We start from the raw sequence: 15762 nt of genomic DNA, 5'->3' as shown, positions 1-15762 counted from the left end.
TGAGGTGCTTACGAAAAGGAATGAAAGGCGCACACTTCTGCGCCTTATCTTATGCGTTTATTTAACTGACCAGTTTACTGACAATGGTCGCCACGTGTTTACCCTGATGCACGGAAATCCGCAGCTCTTCTGCACTTGGCTGACGTGAACCGTCGCCACCGGCGATAGTGGTCGCGCCATAAGGCGTCCCGCCGCGGACCTGTGAAATATCGAACAATTCAGGGGTGGTGTAGCCGATTGGCACGATGATCATGCCGTGATGAGCAAGTGTGGTCCAGGTGGAGGTGATGGTCATTTCCTGGCCGCCGCCGGTGCCGGTGGAACTGAATACGCTGGCGACTTTGCCTGCCAGTGCGCCTTTGGCCCACAGGCCGCCCGTTTGATCGAGGAAAGTGCGCATCTGGCCGGTCATGTTGCCAAAGCGGGTTGGTGTGCCGAAAATGATGGCATCGTAATCGCCAAGTTCTGCGGGGGAGGCGACTTCCGCGGTCTGACCGGTTTTGCCACCGGCAGCCTTAAAGGCTTCTTCCGGCATCGTTTCAGGAACGCGTTTTATCGTGACTTCAACACCTGGAACGCTGCGTGCGCCTTCAGCAACACTCTGCGCCATTGTTTCAATATGACCGTACATAGAATGATAAAGAACCAGTACTTTTGCCATTTTAAACTCCTGTTGAGGTGATGTTTTTACCGTAGCCGGACTGGTTTTAGCGCCGGTGATACGGGCGAAAAATTCACTTAAAAATCCCACTTTTACTCCTGCGCCTGTCATGAGTAAGAGAGTTCATCGTCCGCCCAAAACGCATGAGTTACAAACGCAAATTTTTGAACAGGCTCGTCAATTAATTAGGGCAATGATGCAGGCAAGGCGTATTTCGCACGTCTACATACTAGGATAGAAGTGCGGTTTTGGCAGGCGGAGGGGGGCATATAAAAGGTAGTCAGAGTGCATTATTCTCTTTCTTTTTCCCAGCTGACCAGTACTGAGACTTCATCCGGTTGAGCGATGAATTTACTGAGTGTGGCGGTATGACCATCTTTCATTATCACCGACACCGCAACGCCAGTGACACCGTGAGACAAGGGTGTTTCTTCAACACGTTGCAACATTTTCAGGCAAGTAAACTGCTGCTCGGGCGCAAGATGTTTGAACTGGTCGGTGTGGTGTTTTTTCATATCGGCGTCCTTCCGTAAATCTGTCCGTTACGCATTAAAACCAGCTTATGGGTACGCTTGTAATAAATCGCTGTGAAAATACCTTTGCGATAAACCTGAGCATCCGCATTATCTTCATCAAGGTATGCGGCAGTCCCTTCGATGTACCCTTGTTTATCTGCGGGAAAGATTTTGACATCTATCCCCTTAATGCGGGCATGCACAATTTTCTTAGTGGCCTGAGCATATTGCTTCGCCGAGTTTTCCATCGCCTGCTTCAGCGCTGCACTCTGATTTGCGGTCTGACGGTTCTGTTCCGCCATATAACAGGTGTCTTTAGATATGCCTTGCGACTGACAGTCCGCCATTCTGGATGCCTGGGTGGTGCAGCCGGCGAGTAACAGAGTCAAAGTGATAAGTAATGTTTTCATCAAAGATCGCTCCCGTGACTTAGTGGAGTTTTACCCGCGTATAAGAATTCTGCATGTTCAAACCAGCTGCAGTTTTCAATTTCAATTATCATATTATCCCCCGTAATAAACCTGACCGTGTGAGTACTTCTTATTGTCAGTGATTTCAGAAAAGGCAGCCCGCAGACTGCCAGAATCACTCTTTTACCAACCGTAAGAAACACCGGCAGAAACACCAAAGTTCTGCTGTGTATCACCTGTTACCGCTGTCTTGGTAACGACGTGATCATTCACACGGGCGGAGAATCCAACTGCAACTGAGCTTTCGCCGTTATAAGAACCCGCGCCAGCACCTAGGGCGAAATGCTGTGAATCCGTGACTTGTGGGATACCGGTAGCGGCCAGTGCAGAGGCAGATCCTGCTGCGGCATCTTTTTTGTTGTCATCAACCTGAGATTTCAGGTCAGAGAATTTCTTATTGGTGTAGTCGTTCGCCTGATCCAGCGTATTAGCGTCACCTACCGCGCGACTGTGTGATTCGGCTAGTACTTCCGCGTGAGCCTGCCCGGCTTCATCATTAAGCGCGGTGATCTCCTTGTCGTAATACGTTGAGCGAACTTCTTGTTTGACCACCGGTTGTTGAGCAGGTGTTGAAGTGACTTGCTGTACAGTATCTTTGTCGGATGCATTCTGCTCGATAGCTTCATTGCGGGCTGACAACATACGTTGAGCATGTTCATTAGTTTGCTGGTCCAGAACCTTCGCCGTTCCTTCAGCAACCTTTAGAACATTTTTGTCGGTTTGCGCGGCATCATCAGTCACCGCAGATAGCAAAGCGACGTGCTGTTGTGCTGTACGCTCACGATTTGCCTGAGCTAATTCTTGCCCATGAATTTCATCAGCATTTTCTTGATTCAGCTTTTGGTCATGTTGCAAACCAAGAGTATTCGCCTCGATGGAATTATCTTGCTTGGCATCATGGGCGTACTGACCTTGTTTCTCTAAAGCGCCTGCATATTTGTTATCAGTTAACAGCCGCTGTCTTGCTTGTGCTTCGTCAGTCTGAGTATCCGGGACACTGTTGTACCGGTCAGCGTGAACCTTGAATTCTCTGGCCTGGGCAAATTTAATTCTCAGGTCATCCTGCTGGCGCTGCTTAACGTCGTATTTGTCAGCCGTCAGGGCAGCCTGAGCCTGTTCGGCTTGTCCCTGAGTTACGGCGTTATATTTTAAGCGGGTCAGAACACGCTCATGCGCGGCATTGGCGCGACCTTCAAAGGTTTCCGGGATAACAACATTGTACCGGGCAGCGTGAGCCTGGAATTCTCTTGCCTGGGCAAATTTAATTCTCAGGTCATCCTGCTGGTGAACATCATAGTTGGCAGCGTTCGGGGCAGCCTGTGGTGTCAGTTGCACGATCTGCGCCGGAACCGCCGGGATTTTTGTTGGTGCGAGTAGCGGTGTGGCCTGCGGTGTCAGTTGCACGATCTGCGCCGGAACCGTCGGGATTTTTGTCGGTGCGAGTAGCGGTGTGGCCTGTGGTATCAGTTGCACGATCTGCGCCGGAACCACCGGGATTTTTGTCGGTGCGAGTAGCGGTGTGGCCTGTGGTGTCAGTTGCACGATCTGCGCCGGAACCGCCGGGTTTTTTGTCGGGGTGAATTGCGGTGTGGCCTGCGGTGTCAGTTGCACAATCTGCGCCGGAACCGCCGGGATTTTTGTCGGGGTGAGTTGCGGAGTGGCCTGCGGTATCAGTTGTGGGATCTGCGCCGGAACCGCCGGGTTTTTTGGCGGCGCAATTTGCTGTATGGCCTGTGGTGTCAGAACGGGTGTTTGATTGACCTGATATAACGCATCAGTTTTTAACCAAGGAAATTTGGCGATAATATTTTCCTGCGCAGTCCGGTCAAGCGTGCCCCAGTACTCTATTACCTGAGGGGAATTCACGCCTTTACTTGAAATTAATTGTTGGAAGTCTTGTGTTGCATCAGCATGTGCAGCTGAGGCTGCAGTCATTCCCATCACAATTCCCGCCAGAACTCTCCGTACTGTAGAAGCGGACACACCAAAGTATCGCGCCAATTCCGTTTTATTAATGTTCCCTGCTGTGTAAGCAGCAATGATTTGTGCGTTGCGTTCTGTTACCTGAGCGTTCATGAGTTTTTTCCGACATTGAAATAAGTATCTGTTAGCGACAAATAAGAAGCGTTATCAGAACGCTGTTTTTGTCTCTTTTCGAAAATCATACATGCCGTGAATGTGACTTGCTTCACGCATTCACCGGTCATTTGACTTATGTCAAGAAACGTAAAGTTATAGCGCTACATGAAGATGTTTCACTTAGCGCGCTTATTTGTAGCTAGTGGACACAAATCGGCGTATCTGAAATGTAAAAAAATAGGAATTTTCGTAGCGAATAGCGACGGGATGAAATATCTACGGGATTCTTGTACAATGTTCGGGGTTTATAAAACGGGAGATAAGTGGATGGCAGATAACGCAAATGACTTCCTGGACTATGTTCAGCGGCTGGGAATCGAACAACCCGCGTTGTGTATTCTGCTGGGGTTGCCACGCAGCACTTTAAACAAGTGGATAAACGGCACAGTGACACAAATTCCTCAGGTGGCCGTAACGGCAATCAGAATGCTATGGTTTATGCGTGAAAGTGACCCTGAGATGTTTGAAAAGTGGGCCATGGTGCAGGATTTTGGTGTGACGGCGGAGTATGCAGTCAACGACAAGGCGCAGGTATTTTTACATACCATCAGGCGCGAACCGAGTGCTCCTATCAAACGGTTGCTGACGAAGTAATTTCTGCTGAAGAAAAGTGCGTTAAAACGATCATAAAGACGGCCACTCTGACCGTCTTTATCAGTAAAAAGGGTCAGGCACTTTTAGGGACTGTGGAAGGCATTTTGCGTAACTCTTCCATTAATTCGCGGATACTGTTCTTTAATTCGGCGATTTCAATATCTTTCATTGCATCTATTTTTTCATGCAGCGCATAGAGTTCAAGGTCAGTTTTAACGTTGACGTTGGATTCCATTTCGGCGCGGCGACTGTCGTTAATATTCTGGCGTTTCTGGCTCATCATAATTGCCGGAGCCGTATATGCCGCCTGGAATGACAGGAACAGGTTTAATAAAACGAACGGGTAGGGATCGAATCCAGTTTTTTTAATCGCAATATTATAAGTCGTCCAGCCGATGATAATAGCAGTCTGGATGAGTATGAAAGTCCAGGTAGCGATACCGCCGGTAATTGCATCGGCCATGCGCTGACCGAAAGTCTTCTCCTGCTCGCAGTCAGCGGGGTCTGCCAGCAGTTCTTCGTGTTCCTTCTTACTTTGTTTTCTTAATACAGTGAGCTGACGCCGCGATTTTGTATCCATGATGGTGCTTTCATACGGTGATTAGGTTATTTAATCGTAGTCAATAACACCGGATAAAATAGCGCGCAGCCCGCAAAAAAACCTTAATAAGCAGAATAAAGTTTTACAAGGTGTAACCTCTATTCTGACTTATTGTTTTATCGATAAAGTTGACGGCGCGAAGCGTTTTATGTGATGAAAAAATGCCGGTCAGACAACCACGTCAAAAATCATCTTCACCGCTTCGATATTGGTAAAGTTCGCCACGTCTGCCACGAAATCCTCCACATTTCCCTCCATGCCTTTAGCGAAATCTTCCATCGAATGGCAGTAAATATGGCAGGCAGCGATGAACGGGGTATCAGCAGGTGCGCCCGCCTGGATTTTATCGATAGAGTAAGAATGACAATATTCACCCATACGGCTTTTGATCAGCGGCAGATGCACGTCGCGATAGTAATCGTGATCAAAGTAGCCGTTTTCAATGTTTGGGTATAACACGCTGTATTTAATCAATTTCAGTGCAACCTTAATTCAGGATAAAAATTCATTTTAGCGTACAGGTAACAGACGCGCCGCGCGATTTGTGCCCGATGCACTTTATCTGAAAAATCACCCAGTTGATGACATGTACTAAGCTTAAGAGATTAATACTTATTATGGGTTACGCATGGGATTTTTAGGTTGGACAGCGGCAGTCGGAGGATTGCTCTTGATTATGTCACTGGCGTCGGGATGGATTTCCCGCGGACCGGTGACGACTTTTGGATTGTATCTGGCGGCGGGGATTGTCTGCGGCCCCTGGGTTTTAGATTTACTTCATGTCGATCTGGTAGCGTATTCAACGCTCACCGCGCGCTTTACTGAAATCGCGATGGCGGCTTCGCTCTTTATTACCGGCCTCAAGCTCCGGTTGCCTTTCCGTTCGCAAAGCTGGCGCGTCGGCGCGGTGCTGGCGTTCCCGGCGATGCTGCTGACGGTGTTATGCGTGACCGTGATTACGCATTATATCACCGGAATTTCCTGGCCACTGGCGCTGGCGTTGGGGGCGATTATCGCGCCGACGGATCCGGTTCTGGCGAGCATGATTGCGGTCAACGATGCGAATGATGATGACGGCCTGCGGGTTGCATTGTCGAGCGAAGCAGGAATGAATGACGGCTCGGCGTTGCCGGTTCTGATGCTGGCGTTAATGCTGTTTACCGCGCACGAAGGGTTGTCATCAGAAGCCATCTGGCACTGGGCGTGGCGCGATGTTGTCTGGGCACTGCTCGGCGGGCTGGGGATTGGTTTTGCGATGGGGAAACTGGTCGGGCTGAGCGCCACACGTTTTCACAGCAGACAGCGCACGGTTGCGCCGAGTGATTTTCTTGCGCTGGCGCTGATTGCGCTGAGTTATGCCGCCGCGCAAAGCCTTGATGCGTCCGGATTTCTGGCGGCTTTTGCAGCGGGTGTCGGTTTGCGCAGCGCCGAGGTGCGCGTGGTGTCGCTGCATCCGCCGGAAGATCTGGAAGAAGGGCGGCGTCCACCGCCAGCGGAAGGGATGGTGAATCCGCATCAGCGCCACAATATGCAGGCGGAAATGCCGCAAAATTCTATCGGGCTGATGGTTGGCGATGCACTCTCATTCGGCGATACCATCGAACGGCTGTTTGCCGCCGGGATTGTGATGGTGCTGGGGATTACGCTGGCGGAACACTGGGAACCAATGGGCCTGCTGATCGCCGCGATTTTGTTTATCGTTGTCCGTCCGCTGGCCGTTTATCTCACGACGCTTGGCATCCGTGTGCCGCACGGACGGCGGCTGATGATTGGCTGGTTTGGTATCCGTGGGATCGGCAGTATGAATTACATCGCTTACGCCTGGACGCACGGACTGCACGGCGCAGAAGCCAATTACATGACCAACATTGCCTTTACGGTGATTGTTGCCAGCGTGGTGATCCACGGACTGACGGTGTCGCCGGTGCTGCACTGGCGTCAGGCGAGGCAGGCGGCGAGGGCGCAAAAAGAATAATAAAGAAGATACAAATGAAAACGGACGCTCAGGGCGTCCGTTTTTACAGGCGTTTCTGCAATGATGTTACCGTCAGGCAATCTGCTTTTTGCCGAGGCTGAGCATAAACAGCACGGCGGCGGAAAGCACCACGGACGGGCCCGCCGGTGTGTCGTAGAAAGCCGAAAACGTAAGCCCCGCGGTGACGGCAACAATGCCAATCACAATGGCGACTGACGCCATCTGTTCCGGCGTTTTCGCAAAGCGGCGCGCCGTGGCGGCAGGAATAATCAGCAGCGACGTGATGATCAGCGCACCGACAAACTTCATCGCCAGACCAATTGTCAGCGCTGTGACCAGCATCAGAATAATCCGCGAACGTTGCAGGTTTACGCCATCGACATGCGCCAGTTCCGGGCTGATGGTCATGGACAGTAACGCCCGCCATTGCCAGCAAAGTACCGCAATCACGATGGTAACGCCGGCGGCAATCATCCAGATATCGCTGTACGTTACCGAGAGCAAATCACCGAACAGATACGCCATCAGATCGACGCGAACGCCGGACATCAGGCTGACCACCACCAGACCGAGTGATAATGCGCTGTGCGCCATAATCCCCAGCAGGGTATCGACGGCCAGATGCGGTTTGCGTTCCAGCGCCACGAGTAAAACTGCCAGCAGTAAAGTCACAGCAATGACGGTGTAAAATGGATTAACGTTGAGCAGCAGCCCAAATGCGACGCCGAGCAGGGATGCGTGAGCCAGCGTATCGCCGAAATAGGACATACGGCGCCAGACGACGAAAGAGCCCAGCGGACCGGCGGCAATCGCCAGCAAAACACCGGCGATCCAGCCGGGTAATAACAGCGCGATCATGCGTCACGACCTCCGGTGTTGCGCAAAATAATCTTCCCTTTTAAGTCGTGGCGATGATTATGGTTGTGGCGGTAAATCGCCAGTTGCTCCGCGCCCCGGTTGCCGAACATGGCAATAAATTCAGGATGCGTGGACACCACTTCCGGCGAGCCGGAACAGCAAATATGCTGATTCAGGCACAAAACCTCGTCGGTTTTCGCCATCACCAGATGCAGGTCGTGCGACACCATCAGGACGGCGCAGCCAAGCTCACAGCGCAGGTTGTCGATAAGGTTGTACAGCGCAACCTGGCCGTTGACGTCCACACCTTGCGTCGGTTCATCTAGCACCAGAAGCTGCGGGCTGTTCAGAAGCGCACGCGCCAGTAAAACGCGCTGGTTTTCACCGCCGGACAGTTTTTGCATCGGCTGATCGAGAAGGTGCGCCGCCTGAACGCGCTTCAGCGCAGGCAAAATGTCGCTTTTCTTCACGCCCGGTTTCAGGCGCATAAACCGACTGACGGTCAGCGGCATCGTCGGATCAAGATGAATTTTTTGCGGAACGTAGCCGATCCGTAAACCCGGCTCGCAGGTCATCGTGCCTTCTGTTGGCGCAATCAGGCCAAGCACAACGCGCACTAACGTTGATTTCCCTGCGCCATTCGGGCCAAGCAGGGTCAGTATTTTTCCGGGTTGCAGGCTCAGCGATATGTTGGACAGCACGCGGCGAGAACCGAAAGTTACCGAGATATTTTGAAGCGTAGCTAATGTGGGCATGTCATAGGGTCTTGCAGAACAAATCGGATGTTATAATATTGCGTTTCGCGAAAAATAACCAGTTTTCCCCCAACACGAAGATGAGTTCACCCCGCATGATACAGAAAAAAAGCGTTAAACGGATGTTACTGGCAGCCGCAATCCTCAGTTCCGGTGCGGTTTACAGCGCTCAGGCCGCCGTTCTGGCCTCCGTTCGTCCGCTGGGATTTATTGCCGCCGCCATTGCCGACGGCGTAATGCCGACCGATGTATTATTGCCGGATGGCGCGTCGCCGCATGATTTTGCGCTGCGACCTTCGGATATTCAGCGTATGCGGACCGCGGATCTGGTGGTGTGGGTGGGGCCGGAAATGGAAGCGTTTATGACCAAATCGGTCGCGCAGTTGCCGCCGAACCGTCAGGTGGAAATCGCCGCGCTTCCGGCGGTGAAACCGATGCTGATCAAAGGCAGCGATGATGATGAACATGACCACGATCATGACGACGGGGACCATCATCACGGCGAATACAATATGCACGTCTGGCTGTCGCCGGAAATCGCCCGTGAGACCGCCATTGTCATCCATAACAAACTCGTGCAGCTCGTGCCGCAGAAAAAGCAACAATTAGATGCAAATTTGTCGCATTTTGAAGAGGGCTTGACAAAAGCTGACAAAAACCTTGGTAGTATTCTGCAACCTGTTCAGGGTAAGGGATATTTTGTTTTTCACGATGCCTATGGCTACTTTGAAAAACACTTCGGCCTTTCGCCACTTGGTCACTTCACGATCAATCCCGAAATACAACCTGGCGCACAGCGTTTACATCTCATTCGAACACAGTTGGTTGAGCAAAAAGCGACCTGCGTTTTTGCTGAGCCACAATTCAGGCCGGCCGTCATAACGGCTGTTGCCCAGGGAACAAAAGTGCGTATGGGCACATTGGATCCGCTGGGGAGCGGCATTGTACTGGGCGCGGACAGCTACGTGAACTTCCTGTCACAGCTGACGAACCAGTATTTGAGCTGCCTGAAGTAAGCTAAAAGGACAGAATTTAAGTGCAGCTGATAGCCCGATCTATCGCTCTGGCGTATAGCAACCTTCCACGGCCCCACCGCATTATGCTGGGGTCGCTGACCGTCGTCACACTGGCCGTCGCCGTCTGGAAACCGTTAGCCTATCACCCGGACAATGACCTTTCCGACACCAAACCGCTGGTTAAAAACATCACGTTAGATAACCAGCAATTGCGTTCGCTGCTTCCCGAAGCCAGTGAACCTATCGATCAGTCGCCTCCGGCTGACGATGATATTCCTCAGGACGATCTGGACGATAAAACCGCGAACGAAGCGGGCGTTCATGAATACGTGGTTTCTACCGGCGATACCCTCAGCAGCATTCTGAATCAGTACGGTATTGATATGTCTGAAATTGCTGCGCTTTCGGACGCTAACCGTGATTTGCGTAACCTGAAAATCGGCCAGCAATTGTCATGGACGTTAAACGATGCGGGCGATTTACAGCGCCTGACGTGGGAGAAATCCCGCCGCGAAACGTACACATTTGACCGCTCCGGCAATACCTTCAAATCTTCACTGGAAACCCTGAAAGGCGAGTGGAAAGACTCGGTCATTAAAGGCACGCTGAACGGCAGTTTCGTGACCAGCGCCAAAGCGGCCGGGCTCACCAGCGGTGAAGTCAGCGCGGTTATCAAAGCGCTCCAGTGGCAGCTCGATTTCCGTAAATTGCAGAAAGGCGATGATTTCGCGGTACTGATGTCCCATGAAGTGCTGGAAGGGAAAAACGAGCAGAGCGAATTGCAGGCTGTGCATATGCGCTCCGGCGGCAAAGATTATTACGCCGTGCGTGCCGAAGACGGTAAATTCTACGACCGCACCGGCAGCGGGCTGGCGAAAGGTTTCCTGCGTTTCCCGACCGGTAAACAGTATCGTGTTTCCTCTAACTTTAACCCGCGTCGTCTGAATCCGGTCACGGGCCGCGTGGCGCCACACCGTGGTGTCGATTTTGCGGTGCCTGTCGGCACGCCGGTGCTTGCGGTGGGCGACGGCGAAGTGGTGGTCGCGAAAAACGGGGGTGCGGCCGGTAACTATGTCGCTATCCGTCATGGTCGCCAGTACATGACCCGTTATATGCACCTGCGCAAACTGCTGGTGAAACCGGGCCAGAAAGTGAAACGTGGCGACCGCATTGCGCTTTCCGGTAATACCGGCCGTTCAACCGGCCCGCATCTGCATTTCGAAATGTGGATTAACCAGCTGGCCGTCAATCCTCTGACTGCCAAATTGCCTCGTACAGAAGGGCTGACAGGTAAAGATCGCAGTACTTACCTGGCAACCGTCCGCGAAGTCGTCCCTCAGCTGAAGCTGGACTGAACCTCAGGTTTTACTGATTCGCTGCCGTGATTTATTGCAAAATAACTCACGGCACTTATCATTGAACCAGAATTTGTCATAAGAGCCTGAGCATGCAGCCAGAAAAAGAAAAACGATCATCCGTAGAATTTATTCCGCAATTTCAGAAAGCCTTTTACCATCCGCGCTACTGGGGCGTCTGGCTGGGCGTCGGAGCGATGGCCGGTATGGCTTATCTGCCCGCGAAAGTCCGCGATCCGATTTTAGGCAGTCTGGGCCGTCTGGCCGGAAAGTTTGCCAAAGGCGCACGTCGTCGCGCGCAAATCAACCTGCTGTATTGCCTCCCTGAAACGCCGGAAGCGGAGCGCGAACATATCATTGACGAAATGTTTGCTACCGCGCCGCAGTCAATGGTGATGATGGCGGAGCTGGCACTCCGTGACCCCAAAAAAATCACCCAGCGTATCCACTGGCACGGCAAAGAAATTGTCGACCAGATGCAGCGCGAAGGCAAAAATGTGATTTTTTTGGTGCCACACGGCTGGGCTGTGGATATCCCGGCGATGCTGATGGCGGCCAGTGGTCAGCCTATGGCCGCCATGTTCCATAACCAGAAAAATCCGCTGACGGATTATCTGTGGAACAGCGTGCGTCGCCGCTATGGCGGGCGTTTGCATGCCCGAAATGACGGGATCAAACCGTTCATCAGCTCCGTGCGTCAGGGTTACTGGGGATATTATCTGCCGGATCAGGATCACGGCGCGGAACATAGCGAATTCGTTGATTTCTTTGGAACCTACAAGGCGACTTTGCCTGCGGTAGGGCGTCTGATGAAAGTCTGCCGCGCGCAGATTGTTCCGCTTTTCCCGGTGTATAACGGCAAAGAGCAACGTCTGGACATTTTTGTGCGGCCACCGATGGATGACCTGGCGACGGCTGACGATATCCAGATTGCACGACGTATGAATGAAGAGGTGGAATTGCTGGTCGGGCCTAACCCTGAGCAATACACCTGGATCCTGAAATTGCTGAAAACGCGCAAACCGGGTGAACCGGAGCCGTATTCCCGCAAAGAGCTTTTCCCGAAAAAGTAAGCGTCAAATATCGGACAGATGAAAGAGGCTGAGCAAATACTCAGCCTCTTTTGTATTTGTTATCCTGCTTTTACCGCGCGTTTCAGAAACAGCGCAATCAGCAGTGTTCCCGCTGTACCGGACAGCAAACCAGCCAGCATGAAAATGCCGTAGCCCTGTGCGAAATAAAGTTGTTTCGCCAGTTCAATCCCTGTCGCAAAAACCACAATGGTGATCAGCCCGAGGGCCGCCGCTACCGTGCCTTTGCCCGTCGGGCTGGAGAACAGCGTCAGCCGGTAAAGCCCGGCATTGACCAGCCCCGAGCCCAGCGCATACAGGCTCAGCCCCGCCGTTATCCAATACCAGGCATGCACCATAAACAGCGCCGCATAAGCGCTGATGCAAAGCCCGAGCACAATCGGCAAAATTCCCAGCCAGACCGGCGTGCGGATATGCACTTTGCCACTGAGTTTACTCAGCGCAACGTTGCCGGTGATAAGCCCTGTGAATACCGGAACCTGAAGCCAGCCGTATTGTAACGGCGTCATACCCGCGTCCTGAATAAGCAACACCGGCGACTGCGCCACCCAGGCCAGCAGCGGCAACGTGATCAACCCGATCGATAACGAGCCGGTGACCACGCCAGTATTGGTGAACACTTCGCGGTAATCCGCCAGTAAGCGGCGCATCGAGAAACGCCCGTCACGACCTGACGCCGTTTCCGGCATGCTGCGCCACAGGCCCCAGAATGACAGTGCGGAGATCAGCGCAAAAAGCGCAAACATCGCTTTCCACGGCGCGTAGTGAATGAACGCCGCACCCGCCAGCGGCCCGAGCAGGGGCGCGATCAGCGTGATATTGGCCATCAGCGCCATCAGCTTTACGCTCAGGGCTTCGCTGAACGCTTCCTGAATGGCGGCGTAACCTACCGCGCCGATAAAGCACAGACTCATGCCCTGTAAAAAACGCATCAGAATAAATTGTTCGATGCTTTGCGTGAATACCGTGAGAAAGCAGGTGACGGTGAAAAAGGCCACGCCCGTCAGCAAAACCGGCCGGCGCCCCAGCCGGTCAGAGAGCGGCCCGAGCAGCCATTGCAGAAGAATTCCGCCACACAAATAGGCGGTTAGCGAGGTGGAAACCCAGTCGGCGCTGGCGCTGAAGTCGCTGATCACCTGCAGCATACCCGGCTGAATCATATCGTGGGCAATATAGGTGGCGAATTCGAACATCACCAGCGACAGCGGAAACAGCCACTGACGCCAGCTCAGCTGAGAGGCGGGTTCAGAAACGGACGACATAGCAAGACTTCTCCATTGCTCAAAAATCAGAAAAGCGCGACCCTCTCAGGCCGCGCTAAAAAACGTGCTTACGTGCGGGACTCAGTATTTATTCGCATAGGCCGCAATCGGGTTTTCCAGCGTCCCGGCAAACTTGAGGTTTTGCGCCGGATCCGACAGGTTGATCATCTGCTGGTTATTCGCCAGTTGCAGACGGTTCAGGCAGGAATGCGTGAACTCGGCGCCAAACATGTCGTAACGGGCAAATTTCTCTGCCAGCTCCGGATACTGAATCTGGTAATCGCGGACGACTTCCGCCACCACCTGCCAGAACTGACCGGCCGGATAATTGCCGTTTTCTTCCAGGATACGGGCGATAAAACGGAACACACCCGCAAACACGTCGGTGAAGATCGACAGGATTTTCAGCTCTTCCGGCACGTCAACGGCCAGTCGTTTGGCTTTTTCCGGCAGATGCGCATCCGGGTTCATCACGGCAATTTCTTCCGCGATATCTTTCATAAAAGCGTTAACCGGAATGTTGTTTTCGAAACGCAGGATCAGGTTTTCGCCGTGCGGCATAAAGACCAGATCGTACTGATAAAAACAGTGCAACAGCGGGCTGAGGTAAGCGTGCATGTAACGCTTTAGCCAGTCGCCGGTCGCCAGACCTGAGGATTTGATCATCTCAACAATCAGGGCGTCGCCGTGTTTGTCGGTATGTAAAAGCGCGGCCATGGTCATCAGACGCTGGTTCGGTTGCAACTGAGCCACCGGGTTCTGACGCCACAGCGCGGCAAACATTTTTTTATACGCGCTGTCGCCCTTAATCGCTTCTTCGAAATAGTGGTTGTGATAACCCAGTGAAGCCACTTCCTGAAGAATGCTGAAGCCGGTGGATTGCAGGTAGGAATCGTTTTCGACCAGCTCCGCCAGCCATTCGTTGATGCCCGGCGTGGTCGCCATGTAATACGGCGAAAGGCCGCGCATGAAGCCCATATTCAGAATCGACAGCGCGGTTTTCACATAGCGGGCTTTCGGGCGGCTGGCGTTATAGAAGGTGCGGATTGATTGCTGCGCGAGATAATTATCTTCGCCTTCACCGAGGTAAATCAGGAACTGGCGGGCGATGTCCGGCGCAAATACCGTCAGTAATTTATTCTGCCATTGCCACGGATGCACCGGCATGAAGTAGTAGTTTTTCGGATCCACACCTTTATCGACCAGATGCTGTGTGAACGCGCAAATCTGCGCATCGCCCAGTTCTTCGGCGATCAGTTTTTCGTAAGGCAAACCTTCCACGCTGGCGAAATGAGCTTTGTCGTGATGCACCGCGACCCAGACCAGTTGCAGCGGATTTGCCGCTTCCGGGGCATAACGCACGTAGTCACCGGCATCAAAACCGATACGGCCATTGTTGGCGATAAAACTCGGATGGCCTTCGGTCATGCTGGTTTCCACCGTCTGGAAATCAGCTTCAGAAAGTTGTTTTGCGGTCGTGTGATTGTTCGCCAGTTTGTACGCGCTGCTGTAAAGCGTGCTGCTGATTTCTTCCATGTAGGTCGGCAACATCGCCTGTGAAATACCAATCTGACCGGCAAATTCAATGATGAATTTCAGCGCATCCAGCGGTTGCGGCGTGAAGTTATCCAGACGCTGAATGCTGTCGAGATCAATCATCCAGTCGTTCAGCGGTAACTGGCGTGCACGGAAGCGGTATTCAATTTCAGAAGCCGGAACGGCCAGCTGATAATCGGTCCAGGTGCCGCTGTTTTGCAGCGCGACCGGCGCGAGCAGGCGTTCGTGCGTCAGCTCAGACAGGCATTTGCGCAACAGCAGGGCATTAGCTTTCGCCCAGATTTCCGGTTGCAGATGCTGGCCGGATTGCAGCTGAGATGAAGTCATGGTTTTTTTTTCCTTCTGGCGGGCCTGCAAAAAATCTTCGCGCTGGCAGAAAGCCAGCCACGCGGTTTTATGAGTCAGTTGAATTTGTTTCTGATAGCGGAAACCTGCGCGCTTATTCAGTTTGTGGATCTTTTCGTTACGCACGTCCGGCTCAACCACCACGCGCGTCACGTCAGGCTGGCTGAACAGATATTCCATCACGGCTGAAAAGACCTGCCAGCTGAAACCGGAAACGGGTTTATCCGCCGGAGACAGCAAAATGTGCATGCCCATATCGCCGGGCTGAACGTCGTAGTGATCGCGTAATGGATCATCCTGCACCGGATAGCATTCGATCAGAAAACGCGGCTGCCCGTCGATTTCGCCCATCAGCGCGGCCAGCGGTTTTCCGGCAGTCAGGTCGCGGTAGAAAACATCAACGTCGGCCACGCTGCTATTCTGCATTCCCCAGAAATGCGCGTAAGGCTGCGTCATCCACGCATGCAGGATGGCGGCGTCATTTGCCAGATGCAGCGGGCGTAATGTCAGCTGCCCGGCGTCGCGATGGCAGGTGAACAGTGGGGCGGGTATAAGTTCAGACATGGGT

15 protein-coding genes are annotated in these 15762 nt (G+C 52.8%); 5 read left to right on the top strand and 10 right to left on the bottom strand.

Annotated elements, in window-relative coordinates; genetic code table 11:
* Positions 1-61 precede the first annotated feature (61 nt).
* The 4 genes from wrbA to J1782_RS11605 form a co-directional block, all read right to left on the bottom strand.
* A complete protein-coding gene (wrbA, locus tag J1782_RS11620) occupies positions 62-661 on the bottom strand; it encodes an NAD(P)H:quinone oxidoreductase (protein WP_217153192.1) in 600 nt (199 codons plus the stop codon).
* A 290-nt stretch (positions 662-951) separates the two neighbouring features.
* Positions 952-1176 (bottom strand): hypothetical protein, encoded by a 225-nt coding sequence (locus J1782_RS11615; RefSeq protein ID WP_152327044.1) that lies wholly within the window; start codon positions 1174-1176, stop codon positions 952-954.
* The gene (locus tag J1782_RS11610) at positions 1173-1586 is read right to left on the bottom strand and encodes a hypothetical protein (protein WP_217153191.1); all 414 of its coding nucleotides are present in this window, start codon (positions 1584-1586) and stop codon (positions 1173-1175) included. Before J1782_RS11610 ends, J1782_RS11615 begins: the two co-directional genes overlap by 4 nt.
* Positions 1587-1769: 183 nt before the next feature.
* A complete protein-coding gene (locus tag J1782_RS11605; RefSeq protein WP_217153190.1) occupies positions 1770-3722 on the bottom strand; it encodes a YadA C-terminal domain-containing protein in 1953 nt (650 codons plus the stop codon).
* A 330-nt stretch (positions 3723-4052) separates the two neighbouring features.
* Here J1782_RS11605 and J1782_RS11600 point away from each other — a divergent pair, with 330 nt between their 5' ends.
* Positions 4053-4379, top strand: a complete 327-nt coding sequence (locus J1782_RS11600) for a hypothetical protein (protein WP_152327046.1) — start codon at positions 4053-4055, stop codon at positions 4377-4379.
* 73 nt (positions 4380-4452) lie between these two features.
* Here the strand turns inward: J1782_RS11600 and J1782_RS11595 are convergent, their stop codons facing one another.
* Positions 4453-4959: a DUF1003 domain-containing protein gene (locus J1782_RS11595; RefSeq protein ID WP_152327047.1), complete on the bottom strand. Its 507-nt coding sequence runs from the start codon at positions 4957-4959 to the stop codon at positions 4453-4455.
* Between the two features lie 189 nt (positions 4960-5148).
* Positions 5149-5454, bottom strand: coding sequence for an EthD family reductase (locus tag J1782_RS11590; protein ID WP_152327048.1), 306 nt, complete (start codon positions 5452-5454; stop codon positions 5149-5151).
* 154 nt (positions 5455-5608) lie between these two features.
* Here J1782_RS11590 and J1782_RS11585 point away from each other — a divergent pair, with 154 nt between their 5' ends.
* Entirely contained in the window at positions 5609-6955 is a 1347-nt protein-coding gene (locus J1782_RS11585) for a sodium:proton antiporter (protein WP_217153189.1), read from the top strand.
* 72 nt (positions 6956-7027) lie between these two features.
* On the opposite strand, the gene znuB is transcribed toward J1782_RS11585, so the two are convergent.
* Positions 7028-7813 (bottom strand): zinc ABC transporter permease subunit ZnuB, encoded by a 786-nt coding sequence (gene znuB, locus J1782_RS11580; RefSeq protein WP_152327050.1) that lies wholly within the window; start codon positions 7811-7813, stop codon positions 7028-7030.
* Positions 7810-8568 (bottom strand): zinc ABC transporter ATP-binding protein ZnuC, encoded by a 759-nt coding sequence (gene znuC / locus J1782_RS11575; protein ID WP_104921747.1) that lies wholly within the window; start codon positions 8566-8568, stop codon positions 7810-7812. Before znuC ends, znuB begins: the two co-directional genes overlap by 4 nt.
* 95 nt (positions 8569-8663) lie before the next feature.
* Between znuC and znuA the strand changes: the two genes are divergently transcribed.
* From znuA to lpxM, 3 genes are all read left to right on the top strand, one after another.
* The gene (gene znuA / locus J1782_RS11570) at positions 8664-9584 is read left to right on the top strand and encodes a zinc ABC transporter substrate-binding protein ZnuA (protein WP_165057807.1); all 921 of its coding nucleotides are present in this window, start codon (positions 8664-8666) and stop codon (positions 9582-9584) included.
* Positions 9585-9604: 20 nt separating this feature from the next.
* Entirely contained in the window at positions 9605-10939 is a 1335-nt protein-coding gene (mepM, locus tag J1782_RS11565; protein ID WP_165057806.1) for a murein DD-endopeptidase MepM, read from the top strand.
* Positions 10940-11031: 92 nt separating this feature from the next.
* Positions 11032-12012, top strand: a complete 981-nt coding sequence (gene lpxM, locus J1782_RS11560) for a lauroyl-Kdo(2)-lipid IV(A) myristoyltransferase (RefSeq protein WP_217153188.1) — start codon at positions 11032-11034, stop codon at positions 12010-12012.
* 59 nt (positions 12013-12071) lie between these two features.
* Here the strand turns inward: lpxM and J1782_RS11555 are convergent, their stop codons facing one another.
* The gene (locus J1782_RS11555; protein WP_152327054.1) at positions 12072-13292 is read right to left on the bottom strand and encodes an MFS transporter; all 1221 of its coding nucleotides are present in this window, start codon (positions 13290-13292) and stop codon (positions 12072-12074) included.
* A gap of 81 nt (positions 13293-13373) precedes the next feature.
* Positions 13374-15758 (bottom strand): GNAT family N-acetyltransferase, encoded by a 2385-nt coding sequence (locus tag J1782_RS11550; protein ID WP_217153187.1) that lies wholly within the window; start codon positions 15756-15758, stop codon positions 13374-13376.
* Between the last annotated feature and the right edge of the window lie 4 nt (positions 15759-15762).

Source organism: Rahnella sp. BCC 1045 (genome assembly GCF_019049615.1).
Lineage (GTDB): Bacteria > Pseudomonadota > Gammaproteobacteria > Enterobacterales > Enterobacteriaceae > Rahnella > Rahnella contaminans.
This window is presented reverse-complemented; position numbering and strand designations above follow the sequence as displayed.

Coding starts and splice junctions, on each gene's coding strand:
- J1782_RS11605 (WP_217153190.1), bottom strand. CDS start 3,722: ATGAACGCTCAGGTAACAGAACGCAACGCACAAATCATTGCTGCTTAC.
- J1782_RS11585 (WP_217153189.1), top strand. CDS start 5,609: ATGGGATTTTTAGGTTGGACAGCGGCAGTCGGAGGATTGCTCTTGATT.
- J1782_RS11555 (WP_152327054.1), bottom strand. CDS start 13,292: ATGTCGTCCGTTTCTGAACCCGCCTCTCAGCTGAGCTGGCGTCAGTGG.
- znuA (WP_165057807.1), top strand. CDS start 8,664: ATGATACAGAAAAAAAGCGTTAAACGGATGTTACTGGCAGCCGCAATC.
- lpxM (WP_217153188.1), top strand. CDS start 11,032: ATGCAGCCAGAAAAAGAAAAACGATCATCCGTAGAATTTATTCCGCAA.
- J1782_RS11550 (WP_217153187.1), bottom strand. CDS start 15,758: ATGTCTGAACTTATACCCGCCCCACTGTTCACCTGCCATCGCGACGCC.
- znuC (WP_104921747.1), bottom strand. CDS start 8,568: ATGCCCACATTAGCTACGCTTCAAAATATCTCGGTAACTTTCGGTTCT.
- J1782_RS11595 (WP_152327047.1), bottom strand. CDS start 4,959: ATGGATACAAAATCGCGGCGTCAGCTCACTGTATTAAGAAAACAAAGT.
- znuB (WP_152327050.1), bottom strand. CDS start 7,813: ATGATCGCGCTGTTATTACCCGGCTGGATCGCCGGTGTTTTGCTGGCG.
- J1782_RS11600 (WP_152327046.1), top strand. CDS start 4,053: ATGGCAGATAACGCAAATGACTTCCTGGACTATGTTCAGCGGCTGGGA.
- J1782_RS11615 (WP_152327044.1), bottom strand. CDS start 1,176: ATGAAAAAACACCACACCGACCAGTTCAAACATCTTGCGCCCGAGCAG.
- J1782_RS11610 (WP_217153191.1), bottom strand. CDS start 1,586: ATGAAAACATTACTTATCACTTTGACTCTGTTACTCGCCGGCTGCACC.
- wrbA (WP_217153192.1), bottom strand. CDS start 661: ATGGCAAAAGTACTGGTTCTTTATCATTCTATGTACGGTCATATTGAA.